The sequence below is a fragment of the Bradyrhizobium sp. AUGA SZCCT0283 genome (genome assembly GCF_018130385.1).
In the GTDB taxonomy this organism is placed as follows: Bacteria; Pseudomonadota; Alphaproteobacteria; order Rhizobiales; family Xanthobacteraceae; genus Bradyrhizobium.
Genome location: NZ_JAFCLU010000037.1, coordinates 1 through 13,610, shown reverse-complemented (window position 1 = coordinate 13,610; position 13,610 = coordinate 1). Strand labels below are relative to the sequence as shown.

Here is a 13,610-nt window from a genome sequence, read left to right as displayed (position 1 = left end):
TTCTGGACGCGATCCTAACGATGGAGATCGAACATGACGACTGAGCTCGCTGTGCGTGTCGAGGACAAGCTCTTCTATAACCGCTATCTGGTCGATGCTGGCCGGGCCCACATCAAGGTGCGCCCGCACACGGTGCCGTCGCCGGCGCTGCTGACCTTGCTCAAGGCCTGTCCGGCGCGATGCTACGAACTCAACGACAAGGGGCAGGTAGAGGTCACGGTTGACGGTTGCGTGGAATGCGGCACCTGCCGGGTGATTGGCGAGCCCAGCGGCGACATCGAATGGAGCTATCCGCGCGGCGGTTACGGCGTTCTGTTCAAGTTCGGTTGATCGCGATGTGGGGCGGATAGCCGTGAATGCGGGCGATGAATGAATAGCTGTCCGCCCGCACGATGGCCAGGGCATCCCGGTCGGATCAGTTCCGCACCGGGGCACTATGGCGTGGCGACGGCTTGATCCGGCTCGGCCGCTGCATGAGTAACGCCGAGCGGCCATCTCGAGTCACAATCCCCGTCGCAGCTTTCATGGGTGATATCCATGATTTTGCGGATCGTCGCGACGCAGCGACCGCATTCGACCCTGCATCCCAGACAGCCGTAGACCTGATGGGTGGTGCGCGGCAGCTCATCCGCGCCGCTCATGGCCGAGCGGACGTCGTGGTCGGTCAGGACATTGCAGGAGCAAACGATCATGGCGAGCACAAATCCCGATTTCAGCAGATGGTCTCGTGCCAACGGGCGTCACGAGGCGTTTGAACTACTCGGCCGCCTCCGCCAGCGTCATGGCGCCTGCCTCGATCGCCACCGCGACCGACTGGATGATAGCGGCAAAGCGGACGGCGGTCTGGATCGTCGCCGCGGCAACGCCAGCTTCATTCAGGATCTTCTCGTGGGCGTCGATGCAAGCCCCGCAGCCGTTGATCGCCGAGACCGCCAGCGACCATAATTCGAAGTCGGCCTTGTCGACGCCGGGATTGGCGATGACGTTCATGCGCAGCCGCGCCGGCATCGTCGCATATTCCTTGTTCGAAGCGAGATGCACGAAACGGTAATAGATATTGTTCATCGCCATGACAGAGGCGGCCGACTTGGCCGCCGCGATAGCGGCGGGGCTGAGTTTGTCGGCCGCTGACGCTTCCATCGCCGAGATGACGGCGGGATTGCGGGTGGTGATCGCGCAGGCCAGGAAGAGCCCATATTTGGTCTGTGCATCCAGCGTTTCATCCGACGCCATCGACGTCAGGTTCAGCCTGACGTCCTTGGCGAAATCCGGAATGCTGTCTTTCAATTCCTCGATCGACATGCTGCCTCACGCGACCTTAAGGGTCGCGCCACCGACCTCGCGGTTGCAGGGGCACAGTTCGTCGGTCTGCAATGCGTCGAGCACGCGCAGCGTGTCCTTTGGACTTCGCCCGACGTTGAGGTTGGTCGCATAGACGTGCTGGATCACGTTATCGGGATCGGCAATGAACGTATAGCGATAGGCGACGCCATCCGGTGACCTGACGCCGAGGCCGTCGACCAGCGAGCCCTTGCTGTCGGCGAACTGCCAGATCGGCAAGTGATGCAGGTCCTTATGCTCGCGGCGCCAGGCCAGCTTGCAGAACTCGTTGTCGGTGGAGCCGCCGAGCACGACGGCGTCGCGGTCGGCAAAATCCTTCGACAACCGTGCGAACTCGGCGATCTCGGTTGGGCATACGAAGGTGAAATCCTTCGGATAGAAGAAGATGATTTTCCATTTTCCGGGAAAGCTGTCATCCGTCAGCGGCTCGAAGGCGCTCTGTCCCTTTTCCTCCTGCAGGTGAAAGCCGGGCTTTACGCCGACGACGGTGAATGAGGGAAGCTTGTCTCCAATTCCGAGCATCTTCGAACTCCAGGGGATTTGATTTGTCGAGCATGTGATTTTGGGAGGGCCATGGCTTTTGACGAAGCAAACGATATGCCATCGAGGAATTTGTCGAGCGCGGCGATCGCGTCTGGTCCCGCAGCCTCGCTGGCCGCTCCGTCTGGTCCGGGTACCAGCGAAACGCCTTTCACCTGAGCGAAGACATTCATTGCCTCGACAAGTCCGAGTTGATCCCACGACCGCAGCGTGATCCGCGCCAGCAGTTGCGCGCCGCGGCCGTCGGCTCCCAAGGCAAGAACGACGATGACTTCGCCGGGCCCGAGCGGGGACTTCGAAACGATACGTGCCGGCAATACGTTGAGGATCGAACTGGCGTCCGGAGCCGCGCGGGCAATGGAGACATCGCTTGCGGCGATCCGCAGCCGTTGCCGTTTGCCGGCGGCGACCCGCGGCGCCGGCACCAGCAAGCGCCCGCCGGAGACGCGCAACGTCACCAATCCGTAGGCAGGGTCGTAGTGTTCAGCCGTCGCGTCCAGGCTGATCGCGGCTTCGCGCGCAGCGGCGAGCGGCAGCGACGGGTCGCCTTGCAGGACTTGCAGCGGTCCCGCGCCGACGACATGGCCGTGCTGCATTAGAACCAGGTGATCGGCGAGCCGTTCGATCTCCGACATGTCGTGACTGATGTAGAACACCGGAAGCGAGAGCCGTGCGTGCAGCCGCTCCAGGAACGGCAAAATCTCGTTCTTGGTCGGACGGTCGAGCGCCGACAGCGGCTCGTCCATCAGCAGCAGTCTTGGCTGCGACAGCAACGCGCGGCCGATCGCGACGCGTTGCCGTTCGCCGCCGGACAGTTTGTGCGGCGACCGGTCGAGCAATTGTACCAAGCCCAGCAGCTCGATCACCTCATCGTAGCCGATGCTATCCTGGCTCGACGCCTGTACGTCTTTGGGGGCGCCGTAAAGCAAATTGCGTTTGACCGTCAAATGCGAGAACAGGCTCGCTTCCTGAAACACGTAGCCGATCGGCCGCTGGTGCGTTTTTCGAAAGGCCGCTTCGTCTTGCCAGATTTCGCCATCGATCGCGCAAAAACTTCCGGGCAGGTAGTGCAGGCCGGCGAGACAGCGCGCCACGGTGGTCTTGCCGCTGCCGGAAGCACCGAATATCGCTGTCACACCTCGGGCCGGAACGACGAAGCTGGCGTCGAGCGAAAAGTGTCCGAGGCTGCCGCGAAATGCGGCCTGAATTGTGCCGGGTTCGATCGCGGGTCTTTTCATGGTCACGGGCGAACCACCGCACTGCGCTTCTCGATCAACGTCATCGTCAGGATCACCGCGAAGGCGAAGATCACCATGCCACCCGCCAGGATGTTGGCCTCATGCCAGCGGGAAGCTTCGACATAGTCGAAGATAGCCACCGACAGCACCTTGGTTTGGCCCGGGATGTTGCCGCCGATCATCAGCACCAGGCCGAATTCTCCGACGGTGTGGGCAAAGCCGAGCACCGCGCCCGTCAGGAAGCCCGGCCGCGCCTGTGGCACCGCCACCGTCCAGAATGCCCGCCGGGGCGAGGCGCGCAACGTTGCCGCAACCTCCAGCGGCCGGTCGCCGATCGCCGCGAACGCGTTACGGATCGGCTGCACCACGAACGGCATCGAGTAGAGCACCGATCCGATGACCAGGCCTTCGAAGGTGAAGGCGAGGGTGCGTCCGCCCCACAGGCTCGCGATTGATCCACCCGGTCCGTTGGGGCCGAGTGTCACCAGCAGGTAAAAGCCGAGAACGGTCGGCGGCAGCACCAGCGGCAGCGCGATCACGGTTGCGATCGCTTCCGCCCAACAGGCTTTCGATCGCGCCAGCCACCAGGCAAGCGGTGTGGCGACCACAAGCAGGATGACGGTCGTGATCGCCGCCAGCTCAACGGTGAGCCAGACCGATTGCCAGAGTTCGGGTGGCAGGCCGCTCATGCCGTTCAGCTCTGGCCGTCGAGGACGTAGCCGTATTTTTCGATGATGACGCGTGCTTCCGGGCTTCTGAGGAAGGCGATGAAACTGGTCGCGGCTTCATTCGGAGCTCCGGTTTTCAGCAGCACCGCATCCTGGCGGATCGGTGAATAGAGCTCCTGCGGGACCAGCCAGCGCGATCCCGTCTCGGGTCCCGTGAGCTGCGACAATGCGATGAAACCGAGTTCGGCATTGCCGGTTTCGACGAACTGGAAGGCCTGTACGACCGTGGCGCCTTCCACGATCTTCGGCTTGAGTGCATCGTAGATCTTGAGGAATTTCATCGTCTCAACCGCCGCCGCGCCGTAGGGCGCCGCGACCGGATTGATGATCGCTAGTTTGGCGAATGAAGCAGCCTTGAGGGTTTCTTCTCCCTTCACGAGGCCGGGCGTTTTGCTCCACAGCACGAGCTTGCCGATGGCATAGGTGAAGTTGCTGCCGGGCACGGCCAGCCCGTCATCGACCAGCTTCTTCGGGCGGGCATCGTCGGCGGACAGAAAGACCTGAAACGGCGCACCTTGCGTGATCTGGGTGTAGAACTGACCGCTGGAGCCGAAACTCAGCACGGCCTCGTGACTGGTCTTTGCCTTGAAGGCGGCGGCGATCTCCTTGGCGACCTCGGTGAAATTGGCAGCGACGGCCACGTTGGTTTGCGCCGCGGGCAGGTTGGTGGACGTGAGAACCCAGGTCGCGATAGCGGCGGCAAGTCGAACTGATTTGGAAAATCTCATCGTGATCTCCTGATTCTTCTTCAGCGGGTCCGTGGCTTCCGCTCCGACTTCGTCATCTCAGCAAGCGGCATGCCGCGATGCGTTTGGTCCGGGGATTGCTTATTAGCCATGCGATCGGGTGTTTTCGTTGTGAACCCGGCTGATCCCGCCTGTCGTTGTCGCGGTTGCGACAATGATGTCTCCAATCGGACATGACACATGAGCAGCCCCGCGAAGTTACGCCCAGTCCCGCCGCCAGCAGCATTCGTCCCGTCAACGCCGCTCTGGCCCAAGCCAACGGTCGCATCGCGTGCCGAGCTTGAAGCGCTCCTCGCCGACGACGTTCCCTATGGCGACCTTACGACGGATGCGCTCGGCATCGGCGCCGTCTCCGGCGCAATGCAATTCATCGCCCGCGACGCGATGGTGCTGGCGCTTGCAGAGGATGCGGCTGCGATCATCGAGCTTGCCGGCTGCCGGGTGGAGCTGTTCGCGTCCTCCGGCTCCGCGCTCGAGGCGGGATCGCCGATCCTGACCGCGCACGGCCCGGCGTCGGCGTTGCTGCGGAGCTGGAAGGTGGCGCAGACATTGATCGAAATCTGGTCCGGCGTTGCGACGGAGGCCCATGCGATCGTCGCTGCGGCAACGGCTGTCGCGCCCAACATCGCGGTTGCCTGTACGCGCAAGAACGTTCCCGGCACCAAGCGCTTTGCGGTCGCTGCGGTGAGGGCAGGTGGTGCGGTGATGCATCGGCTCGGGTTGTCGGAGACGGTGCTGGTGTTTCCGGAGCACCAGGCATTTCTCGGCAGGGAGCCTTTCGTGGGATTGGTCGAGCGGCTGAGGCGTGCCGCGCCGGAAAAGCGTCTGGTAATCGAAGTGAACACGCTGGAGGCGGCGATCGTCGCAGCTTCAGTCGGTTTCGATGTCATTCAGGCGGAGAAGTTCACACCGGCTCAAGTTGCCCTGCTCGTGGCGCGAATGGCTGCAATCGGGCGATCACGGCCCGTTGTCGCGGTTGCCGGCGGGATTCATGCAGGAAATGTTGCAGCCTACGCGCAAGCGGGGGCCGATGTCGTGGTGACATCATCGCCGTATCTGGCGCGGCCGTGTGACGTTCAGGTGCGGATCGGCCCGTCATCGGCGGATCAGTAGAGCTGCATTCGAGGTCACCCGATGTTTATTGCGATGAATCGTTTCCGTGTTGCAAAGGGGTCCGAAGCGGACTTCGAGCAGGTCTGGCTCTCTCGCGACAGTCATCTCGACGAGGTGCCGGGCTTCGTCGAGTTTCACCTTCTCCGAGGTCCGGAAGCCGAGGATCACACACTCTTTGTCTCTTACACGGTGTGGCAGAGTCGTGCCGCCTTTGAAGCGTGGACCAAATCTGAGGCGTTCCGGGCCGCGCATCAACGGGCCGGTGACACCAAGCCGCTGTATCTGGGTCCCCCTCAATTCGAGGGTTTCGAAGTGCGTCAAACTGTCGGTCTGGGAACGGCCAATCAGGCGAGGTGACATGGCCGTGGATGAGATTGGATCTGATTGTCTGCGATCCGGACCGTGCGTGGTCACCTACTCAACGCGGCAACCAGTCTGGCCAATGGATATTGATCGGCACGTCCTGCACGCGGATGGAATCTTCTCTTGCGTCGGCCAGACGATCGAGGCGAAGCAAGGCAAGGCCACGCCTGCCGGAGGCGGCGATCAGCGGTCCAAGCTGGGTTCCATCGGCCGTCACGGTTGTGCCGGCTGTTGGCAAGAGTGCCGAGCTGCTGACCGGCAATATCCGCTTGCGCAACTCGCCCTTGAGCTTCATGCGCGCCGTCAGTTCCTGGCCGAGATAGCAGCCTTTCTTGAAATCGACCCCGTGAAGCATTTCGAAATTGGCTTCGAGCGGATAGCAGACCTCGCCTCCGATCTCGGCCGTATCGGCAATACCAAGCGCCAGCCTGTGCTCGGCATAGTGCGCCGCCGTGGCGCTGGCGAAGCCAAGCCGGGCCAGCTCAGCCTCGATGGGGACGTCCGCCGGATAGATGAGCCGCGCACCCAAGGCTGCGATCCGCGGGTCGACGAAAGCAAGATGGGCCTTGGCAAGCGCGCTGTTGCCGACTATGCCCTCCGCTGAGTCGAGTTCCAGTCGCGCGGTGGCCCCCGGTCCCCACACCGCCGCAACGGCGAGGGCGGGCGCCGCCTCGCCGATCTCCACCGCCGCGCGCAGCTTGAAGGCAGACAGGCGTTTGACAAAATCCTCGACAAGGCCGGTGGCGATGTCGATGAGGATTCGGTCGCCATCCTGCATTACGAAGGCGTCGCAGAGCAGCTTGCCCTGACCTGTCAGGAACCCCGCATATAGCGCCTTGTCCGGGGCTAGCCGGCGAATATCGTTGGTTGTCAGACCTTGCAGAAACTTGACGCGGTCGGTCCCGCTGATGGCCACGATTTTGCGGTCGCGCAAGACGACAGCCTTCAAAGAGTAGGTCATGATCGCCTCGTCATGGTCGGGCGCAACATGCGGGACGCTAGCTCCGCCGTGCCAGCGATCGCAGAAATCCCTGATACTCCTCGGTCAATTCCATATCCACCGCCGGGGCCAGATTCAGCAGCGCATTCGCGATGAAGGGCTCGTCGTTGCGGGGGTCGTCCAGAACGGTGCGCAAGACAGGCACGTTATCTTCGATGTGATGGAGGAACGCGACGCCCCGCTCCAGGGTTTCGGTCCAGCATGACCGGGTCCAGTTTGCCAGGGGATACATGATCTCGTGGACGAAATTGGATGTGCGCGCCTTTTCGAAGAAGCGCAACCCGCTGTTCCAGTTCTCCTTGGCGCGCAGCGGCGGCGGGCGAATGTCGCGCAGCAGCATTTTCTTGCCGGCCTGACCTACGAAGTCGTCGAGTGTGACCGGCGCGTCGATCTGGGCGCGAAAATGCCACAGGCCTGACGATCCGGGAAATTCCCTCCCCATGCTCTCCACCAGGGCGGACTCCACCCTGTCCACCGCCGCTTTGTCCGCCTTCATCGCTGCCGTCATGCAGAAGGCAAAGATCGCGTCATTGCCAATCTCATGCACCCCGCTTTTTCGCAGTTGCTGCGGTGACAGCTTTGGGGTCTCTCCGCTGGAAGGGACTTTGGCTTCGCCGGCTCGCTGCGCCGTAATGAAGGCGGTGATTTCCAACCAGCCCATCAAATTGGAGATGAATGCTTCCGCGTCGGCATGCACGATCGCCAAATTGAGCGGCTGCTTTCTCCTTTTCAGTTCCGCCATGTCCGTCATGACTTGCTCTGCTGATGGCTTTCCTGTTGGCTTTCGCGCAATTCGTGACGCAACTCCGACACGGCGAAGTCCAGAAGCGGGTTCGCCGGGGCTCAGAAAAATAAACAGCAAATCGAATGCCAAGTGCGCTGAGGCGGCGTCGCCAAGCCGCGGAGGCGGAAAAAGTACGTCGGGCGCGGTTCAAATTTCTCAAGCAACGCGGCGTCAGATTTCCTCGCCGAGAAGGACGCAGGCATATTTTCTACTTTCCGCATACGTCATTCACTGAATTGCTCGATGGTCCCTTATGTCAAACCCGGCGTCTGTCCGGCTGGCCAAAGGTCGAACGCGTGCTGCAGTTGATCGATGCCGTCGAGGTCCTCGGCATCGATCCTGCCGACGTCGCGCCCGACCATTGACATCACGTTCACAACCGCCTGTCCGTTCAACGAAACCCGGCGCGCCTACACAAAGTCACGCCATCAGGCCTGCGCTCCATCGGCGGAAGGTCGCACCGTGACGACCCGAAACCGAACACTCGCCATGACGATCGGTGCAGTTGCCATTCTCGCCGGGACGATCGTCGCAAAGCCGTCCCCAATCTACATCTGGAACGGTTCTGAGAGTGTTCCTCTAGGCTCCATCGCGTGCGGCCTGCGGGCAACCGCTACGTCGCCGAGATTCGAAGGTGTGACCTACACCTTCGGAGGGGCGCCCTGTCCAGCTGAGCTGTGGGTGCACCTCTGCTGCTTACGCAATGCCTACGCGGATTTTTTACGGCATGAAGGAATGACGACGGATCTCGCAAGTGCTTGAATTTCTAACCTCTTGCAACCGCGATGCGACACCGCATAGAAGCGAACTCTCCAGCTCCATTGGTCGTTGTCGCATTACGATGTTGCCGACACGGATGTCGTCGTAATGGATCAGCCAAGTCTCTTGATTGGCGTCGGGGAGCGATTTTTGGCGACCACCGTGCCGAAGCGAAGAGCCCCCTTGTGCTCCAAGTCTTTGGGGCACACCCTGGGGATTTGATCCATTACGTCCTTGAATCTATAGGGCAATGGTGGACGCACAAGGGATCGAACCTTGGACCTCTCCCGTGTGAAGGGAACGCTCTCCCGCTGAGCTATGCGTCCGGGAAACGTGGGCCAACAATGGGCCCTGTCAGAGCCCGCGATTTACGAAGTACGGGCCCCTAGTGTCAAGGATCAGTCGGGCCGTAACGTGGCGATTTTCGCGCAAATGCCGGGAGAATTACGCCCCCTGCTGGCGGGCCCGCGAGGCGTGCGACTGGAGCGCGCGGATGCGTTCGGCCAGCGTGCCGCCGCCTTCGGAGACGGGGGCGGTGCCGGCAATGTCATTGGCGGGCTTGGCCGGGGTTTTCGGCACTGAAGGTTCCGCGGCCAGCATGGCCTCGATCGCCGAATTCGGCCCCTCGAGCTGCATGGCGAGCTTGGCGACCTCGGCGGCGATGTCGTTGATGCGCTCGCGCAGCAGCGCGTTTTCCATCCGCTCGGTCTGCCACGAGCTTTCGGCCTGCTGCTGGATTGCGTTGATGTCACGCTGCAGTTTGGCGCGCTCGTCGCGGGCGACACGAAGCTGCTCCTCGACGGCTGCTTTCTCGCTGCGCAATTTCTCGACGATCGGCGATTTGCCGCCGTTCATCCCCGCGATCTCCGCGCGCAGTTCGCGTGCGGCACGCTCGGCGTTTTCGTTCGCCTGCCTGAGCTGATTGTTTTCGTATTCGCGTTCGGCGAGGATCTTGCCTTGCGTCGCCAGCCGCGCTTCGAGGTCGTTGACGCGGTTGCCGAGCATCTCGGCTTCCTTGACCTGGACGATCAATTGCCGGTCGAGATCGGTGACGCGCTGGCTCAAATTTTCGACGCGGCTGCGCGCTTCGCTCAGTTCGTGCGTTGCGCGCTCGGAGTCGGCGCGCTCCTGGGCGAGGCGGGCCTGCGTCGTCGAAAATTCCTTTTCGGCGTCACCGACGCGGCCCTTCAGTTCCTCGATCTGCGTGCGCACCGCGACCAGCTCGACCTGGCGGCTGTCCGCCGTCATCGCACGATCATTCAATTCGTGATTGATCCTGGCGAGCTCGGCCTGCTTGTCGGTCAGCGCCTGTTCGGCGTTGCGCAACAGTTCGGTCTTGGCCGCGAATTCCTCTTCGGTGGCGCGCAACTGCTCCTTCACCGCCTTCTCGCGCGCTTCGAGCGAAAAGATCGTGGCGTTCTTTTCGCCGAGTTCGATCTTCATGCGGTTGATCGCGTCGCTTTTCTTGCCGAGTTCGGCGAGTTGGCTGGTGGTCTTGTTCTTGAGCTGCTCGACGCTCATTTCGAGCCGTCGCGCCGACATCGCGAATTCCGCGCGCAACTGGTCCTTGTCGGCCTGGATCTCGGCCATCGACAGCGGGGTTGCCGCCTCGAGCCGCCGCGTCGTCAGCCGCACCGCACGGTTATGCACCAGCGGCACGATCATCAGACCGAACAGCATGGAGACCAGAAAACCGATCGCCAGGTACATGATCGGTTCGATCATGGATGGTCACTCCGCACAGACAAGGATTCGTTAATCACATTGCCACGCCGGGCCGGCCCTGCGCCAGCCCAATGCCGCGTTAACCTGAATCCGCCTGGGGAGACGCGCGTCTATGCCTGAAGGTGGGCTCAGAATGGGTTCCAGGTCGCGCGCGGGGTATATTTGAGATAGCCGACATTGGCGCCGAGCCGCAGTCCGATGCCGGAGCGGATCGGCACCAGCACGATGTTGTTGGCGGTCAGCGCAGTCATACCGAAGCCGCCGACGATATAGGCGGAGCCGTCGATGCCGACGAAGCGCTGATAGATCGCGTTGGTCGCGGGCAGGTTGTAGACCAGCGTCATGGTGCGCGCGCCGTCGCCGCCCCAGTCGAAGCCGACCGACGGCCCCTGCCAATAGACCCGCAGGTCGCCGGCGTTCTTGGTGTAGAGCGTGCCTTCGCCATACCGCAGGCCTGCCACAAAAGCGCCCGAGCCTTCCTCGCCGAGCACATAGCCGTTGGGAAGGCCCCATTGGCTGACGGCGCGTTCGATGACCGACGCCAGGCCGCGCGAGACGTTGCCGAAGAACTTGTGCCCGGCCGAAACCAGTTCGTCGGGTCCAAAGGTCTCGGGCCCTGGCTGGCGTTGTGGCGGTGGCGCCGGCTGCACCTGCTGTGCGGAAGCCGGCACGGTCCAGCACATCAGCGCGGCGAACGTCACCGCGGCAAGGCGGGAAGCAAACGTCATGAAAGAACCCCTGGCATCGAAATTCTGGCCGCCGCCTTAACCTGACGCCAACAAGCATGGCTCTAGGTTGCGCCCAGTGTCCCCTCGACTCGCATGTTATCGGCACCAACTATGACGGCACAACGGCAGGAAAGATACGGTTCGCGCCTCGGAATAGCCCTTTTTGCCTTATTGGCGGGCTTTTTTGCTGCGCTCAGCCTTGATTTTGCCGCCCATGCCGCGACCACCGAGCGGGTGGTGGTGAACCGCTATTCCGGCCTCGCCATCGAGGGCTTCGATCCTGTCGCGTATTTCACGGAGTCCATGGCAGCCTTGGGGTTGCCCGACTTCGAGGCCCGCGAAGCCGGCGCCGTCTGGCGTTTCCGCAACCAGGGCAATCGCGCCTCTTTCGTCGCGCATCCGGAGATCTACGGGCCTCAGTTCGGCGGCTATGATCCGGTCGATCTGGGACGAGGGGTAACCTATGCGGGCAACCCGCGCTTTTGGGTGGTCGCGGGCCAGCGGCTCTATCTGTTCGGCCGCGAGGAAAACCGCGATGCGTTCGCCGCCGAGCCGGCGCGTTTCCTGAAAGACGCCGCCGCACGCTGGCCGGCGCTGGAGCAAGGGCTGGCGCAGTAGTCAGGGCGCCGCGTTGGGATCGCCCCAGGCGATGAATTCCGGAACGATGAAGTCGCTTCGCCCGGAGCCGAAAACCAGCGCCGCGCCGTTTGAATCCGTGATCCGGCCGCCGGCGGCCGCAACGACCGCATGGCCCGCCGCCACGTCCCATTCCGAGGTCGGCGACAGCCGGGGGTAGATATCGACCCCGCCTTCGGCGACCCGGCCGAATTTGACCGCCGAGCCGAGTTCGCACCGCACCGCGCCCGGCCTTGCCGCAATGAAGGCTTCGGTCCTGGCATCGCCATGCGACCGGCTGACCGCGACCGTCCATGGCTGGCCGCGCGGCGGGCAAAGGCGGGTGCGGACCGGCTCGATCAGCGGTTTGCCCTTGCCAAGCGTCAGCCGTTCCGCGCCGCGGCCGACAATGCCGCGCCAGATCAGCGCGAGCGCGGGCGCGCTGACGATGCCGAGCAGTGGCGTCCCGTGGGTCACCAGCGCCAGATTGACGGTGAATTCGTTGCGGCCGGCGACGAATTCCTTAGTGCCGTCGAGCGGGTCGATCAAGAAAAAGCTTTCCCTATAGGGCAGCTTGGCCTCAAGGGCGCGCTCTTCCGACAGCGACGGTATGTCGGGCGCCACCTGGGCAAGGCCCTCGGCGATGATTCGGTCGGCCGCCAGATCGGCCTCGGTGACCGGCGATCCGTCGGTCTTGCCGTCGACCTTCATGGCGGAACGGTTGACGGCGAGGATGGCCGCACCCGCCCGAATCACGATGTCGGTCAGCGGCTCGATCAGCGCCGCGGCGGCATCGCGGTCGAGTGCGGGCGGACGTGCCTCATTCATGAGCTGGGCCTATTTGCTGTTCGTCCTGCCTTACCATTGCCGCCCCGTGCTGGCAGCACAGGGCTGCGCAGTGTATCAAACCGATAAGCACGCGTGATTCGTAACTGCCCGCCAGCAATTTGCGATTCGGCGGCTTTCCAGGAACCCATGATGTCTGGCATTTCGTCTCCCGGTCCTGCTCCCGATGCCCTCGAACTTGCGGCGCTGTTGTGTTCGCGAGTCTGTCACGATCTCATCAGCCCGGTTGGCGCGATCGTCAATGGGCTTGAGGTGCTTGATGACAATCCGAAGCCCGAAGACCGCGAGTTCGCGCTCGATCTGATCCGCAAAAGCGCCAAGACCGCTTCGGCACGGTTGCAGTTCTGCCGCCTGGCGTTTGGAGCTGCGGGATCGGCGGGCGCGCAGATCGATCTCGGCGATGCCCAGACCATGGCGCGGGGCCACATCGAGGACGGCAAGATCACCATCACCTGGAATCTGCCGCGGCTGTTGCTGCCGAAGAACCGCGTCAAGCTGCTGCTGAACATGCTGATCATTGCGCAGCAGACGATCCCGCGCGGCGGTACGTTGACGATCGATCCGATCGGCGACGGCGAGACGATGAGTTTTCGCGTCACTTCTTCCGGCCTGAACGCCCGCCTGCCGCAGAACATCGCCGATCTCCTGAGCGCGAATTCGACGGCTTCCGTCGATGCGCACGCGGTGCAGCCTTACTATACGCGGCTGTTGGCGCAGGCCTGCGGGCTGAGCGTGACGCTGGCGCCCGACGGGGAAAAGGTGATCGTTACCGCGGCCTAGAAGCGCGCCAATGCGCAAACATGGTTAACCAACAGTTGAAAACAGGCGGCAGAATTCATTTCTGCCGTCTTATCTCTTTGTTGATCCCGTTCTTTTCCGTTTGAGCAACCAATATTAAACGCTTTGCATAGAAGCTGGCCAAGTTCCGTAAGGCACGTCGATGTCGCGTGCCGGTGCGTACGAAGGCCAGTTTCATGGATGATTTGTTGCGGGAGTTTTTGACCGAGACCAGCGAGAGTCTGGATACGGTCGACAATCAGTTGGTGCGGTTCGAGCAGGACCCGGGCGACGCGAAGATCCTGGA

Annotated in this window: 15 protein-coding genes, 1 tRNA gene and 2 pseudogenes; 6 read left to right on the top strand and 12 right to left on the bottom strand. The window is 62.5% G+C overall.

What is annotated here, in order from left to right:
• Positions 1-33 precede the first annotated feature (33 nt).
• The gene (locus JQ624_RS32380; protein ID WP_212422958.1) at positions 34-330 is read left to right on the top strand and encodes a ferredoxin family protein; all 297 of its coding nucleotides are present in this window, start codon (positions 34-36) and stop codon (positions 328-330) included.
• Between the two features lie 104 nt (positions 331-434).
• Here the strand turns inward: JQ624_RS32380 and JQ624_RS32375 are convergent, their stop codons facing one another.
• The 6 genes and pseudogenes from JQ624_RS32375 to modA all read right to left on the bottom strand — a co-directional run bounded on the left by JQ624_RS32375 (position 435) and on the right by modA (position 4,575).
• Complete coding sequence (locus tag JQ624_RS32375; protein ID WP_212423013.1) at positions 435-692, bottom strand: bacterioferritin-associated ferredoxin; 258 nt, start codon at positions 690-692, stop codon at positions 435-437.
• Positions 693-756: 64 nt separating this feature from the next.
• On the bottom strand, positions 757-1,302 hold the full coding sequence (locus JQ624_RS32370; RefSeq protein WP_212422957.1) for a carboxymuconolactone decarboxylase family protein: 546 nt from the start codon (positions 1,300-1,302) through the stop codon (positions 757-759).
• Between the two features lie 6 nt (positions 1,303-1,308).
• A complete protein-coding gene (locus tag JQ624_RS32365; protein WP_212422956.1) occupies positions 1,309-1,863 on the bottom strand; it encodes a peroxiredoxin in 555 nt (184 codons plus the stop codon).
• Between the two features lie 137 nt (positions 1,864-2,000).
• A pseudogene (gene modC / locus JQ624_RS32360) lies at positions 2,001-3,119 on the bottom strand (molybdenum ABC transporter ATP-binding protein); the annotation flags it as partial.
• 2 nt (positions 3,120-3,121) lie between these two features.
• Positions 3,122-3,808 (bottom strand): molybdate ABC transporter permease subunit, encoded by a 687-nt coding sequence (modB, locus tag JQ624_RS32355; RefSeq protein ID WP_212422955.1) that lies wholly within the window; start codon positions 3,806-3,808, stop codon positions 3,122-3,124.
• A 5-nt stretch (positions 3,809-3,813) separates the two neighbouring features.
• Positions 3,814-4,575 carry a molybdate ABC transporter substrate-binding protein gene (gene modA / locus JQ624_RS32350; RefSeq protein WP_212422954.1) on the bottom strand — a complete coding sequence of 254 codons (762 nt, stop codon included), beginning with the start codon at positions 4,573-4,575 and terminating at the stop codon, positions 3,814-3,816.
• A 198-nt stretch (positions 4,576-4,773) separates the two neighbouring features.
• On the opposite strand from modA, the gene modD reads away from it, so the two are divergent.
• Together modD and JQ624_RS32340 are read left to right on the top strand one after the other, a co-directional pair.
• The gene (gene modD, locus JQ624_RS32345; protein ID WP_212422953.1) at positions 4,774-5,706 is read left to right on the top strand and encodes a ModD protein; all 933 of its coding nucleotides are present in this window, start codon (positions 4,774-4,776) and stop codon (positions 5,704-5,706) included.
• 21 nt (positions 5,707-5,727) lie between these two features.
• Positions 5,728-6,063 (top strand): antibiotic biosynthesis monooxygenase, encoded by a 336-nt coding sequence (locus JQ624_RS32340; RefSeq protein ID WP_212422952.1) that lies wholly within the window; start codon positions 5,728-5,730, stop codon positions 6,061-6,063.
• A 61-nt stretch (positions 6,064-6,124) separates the two neighbouring features.
• On the opposite strand, the gene JQ624_RS32335 is transcribed toward JQ624_RS32340, so the two are convergent.
• Entirely contained in the window at positions 6,125-7,030 is a 906-nt protein-coding gene (locus JQ624_RS32335; protein WP_212422951.1) for a folate-binding protein YgfZ, read from the bottom strand.
• A 37-nt stretch (positions 7,031-7,067) separates the two neighbouring features.
• Positions 7,068-7,820: a hypothetical protein gene (locus tag JQ624_RS32330; RefSeq protein WP_212422950.1), complete on the bottom strand. Its 753-nt coding sequence runs from the start codon at positions 7,818-7,820 to the stop codon at positions 7,068-7,070.
• A 270-nt stretch (positions 7,821-8,090) separates the two neighbouring features.
• Here JQ624_RS32330 and JQ624_RS32325 point away from each other — a divergent pair.
• A pseudogene (locus tag JQ624_RS32325) lies at positions 8,091-8,319 on the top strand (DUF2840 domain-containing protein); the annotation flags it as partial.
• A gap of 544 nt (positions 8,320-8,863) precedes the next feature.
• Here JQ624_RS32325 and JQ624_RS32320 read toward each other — a convergent pair.
• The 3 genes from JQ624_RS32320 to JQ624_RS32310 form a co-directional block, all read right to left on the bottom strand.
• Positions 8,864-8,938: transfer RNA gene (locus JQ624_RS32320), tRNA-Val, on the bottom strand.
• Between the two features lie 118 nt (positions 8,939-9,056).
• Positions 9,057-10,337 (bottom strand): hypothetical protein, encoded by a 1,281-nt coding sequence (locus JQ624_RS32315; RefSeq protein WP_212422949.1) that lies wholly within the window; start codon positions 10,335-10,337, stop codon positions 9,057-9,059.
• Positions 10,338-10,465: 128 nt separating this feature from the next.
• Positions 10,466-11,065 (bottom strand): DUF1134 domain-containing protein, encoded by a 600-nt coding sequence (locus JQ624_RS32310; RefSeq protein WP_212422948.1) that lies wholly within the window; start codon positions 11,063-11,065, stop codon positions 10,466-10,468.
• 111 nt (positions 11,066-11,176) lie between these two features.
• Between JQ624_RS32310 and JQ624_RS32305 the strand changes: the two genes are divergently transcribed.
• Positions 11,177-11,683, top strand: a complete 507-nt coding sequence (locus tag JQ624_RS32305) for a YHS domain-containing (seleno)protein (RefSeq protein ID WP_249130239.1) — start codon at positions 11,177-11,179, stop codon at positions 11,681-11,683.
• Here JQ624_RS32305 and JQ624_RS32300 read toward each other — a convergent pair whose 3' ends face one another.
• Entirely contained in the window at positions 11,684-12,508 is an 825-nt protein-coding gene (locus JQ624_RS32300) for a 3'(2'),5'-bisphosphate nucleotidase CysQ (RefSeq protein ID WP_212422946.1), read from the bottom strand.
• 150 nt (positions 12,509-12,658) lie between these two features.
• Here JQ624_RS32300 and chpT point away from each other — a divergent pair, with 150 nt between their 5' ends.
• Positions 12,659-13,306, top strand: a complete 648-nt coding sequence (gene chpT, locus JQ624_RS32295) for a histidine phosphotransferase ChpT (RefSeq protein WP_212422945.1) — start codon at positions 12,659-12,661, stop codon at positions 13,304-13,306.
• Positions 13,307-13,610 lie beyond the last annotated feature (304 nt).

What these genes read in the sequence shown, in the direction of transcription:
- chpT (WP_212422945.1), top strand. Translation starts at nt 12,659, where the DNA reads ATGTCTGGCATTTCGTCTCCCGGTCCTGCTCCCGATGCCCTCGAACTT.
- JQ624_RS32380 (WP_212422958.1), top strand. Translation starts at nt 34, where the DNA reads ATGACGACTGAGCTCGCTGTGCGTGTCGAGGACAAGCTCTTCTATAAC.
- JQ624_RS32365 (WP_212422956.1), bottom strand. Translation starts at nt 1,863, where the DNA reads ATGCTCGGAATTGGAGACAAGCTTCCCTCATTCACCGTCGTCGGCGTA.
- JQ624_RS32310 (WP_212422948.1), bottom strand. Translation starts at nt 11,065, where the DNA reads ATGACGTTTGCTTCCCGCCTTGCCGCGGTGACGTTCGCCGCGCTGATG.
- JQ624_RS32330 (WP_212422950.1), bottom strand. Translation starts at nt 7,820, where the DNA reads ATGACGGACATGGCGGAACTGAAAAGGAGAAAGCAGCCGCTCAATTTG.
- JQ624_RS32315 (WP_212422949.1), bottom strand. Translation starts at nt 10,337, where the DNA reads ATGATCGAACCGATCATGTACCTGGCGATCGGTTTTCTGGTCTCCATG.
- modD (WP_212422953.1), top strand. Translation starts at nt 4,774, where the DNA reads ATGAGCAGCCCCGCGAAGTTACGCCCAGTCCCGCCGCCAGCAGCATTC.
- JQ624_RS32305 (WP_249130239.1), top strand. Translation starts at nt 11,177, where the DNA reads ATGACGGCACAACGGCAGGAAAGATACGGTTCGCGCCTCGGAATAGCC.
- JQ624_RS32340 (WP_212422952.1), top strand. Translation starts at nt 5,728, where the DNA reads ATGTTTATTGCGATGAATCGTTTCCGTGTTGCAAAGGGGTCCGAAGCG.
- modA (WP_212422954.1), bottom strand. Translation starts at nt 4,575, where the DNA reads ATGAGATTTTCCAAATCAGTTCGACTTGCCGCCGCTATCGCGACCTGG.
- JQ624_RS32370 (WP_212422957.1), bottom strand. Translation starts at nt 1,302, where the DNA reads ATGTCGATCGAGGAATTGAAAGACAGCATTCCGGATTTCGCCAAGGAC.
- JQ624_RS32335 (WP_212422951.1), bottom strand. Translation starts at nt 7,030, where the DNA reads ATGACCTACTCTTTGAAGGCTGTCGTCTTGCGCGACCGCAAAATCGTG.
- JQ624_RS32375 (WP_212423013.1), bottom strand. Translation starts at nt 692, where the DNA reads ATGATCGTTTGCTCCTGCAATGTCCTGACCGACCACGACGTCCGCTCG.
- modB (WP_212422955.1), bottom strand. Translation starts at nt 3,808, where the DNA reads ATGAGCGGCCTGCCACCCGAACTCTGGCAATCGGTCTGGCTCACCGTT.
- JQ624_RS32300 (WP_212422946.1), bottom strand. Translation starts at nt 12,508, where the DNA reads ATGAATGAGGCACGTCCGCCCGCACTCGACCGCGATGCCGCCGCGGCG.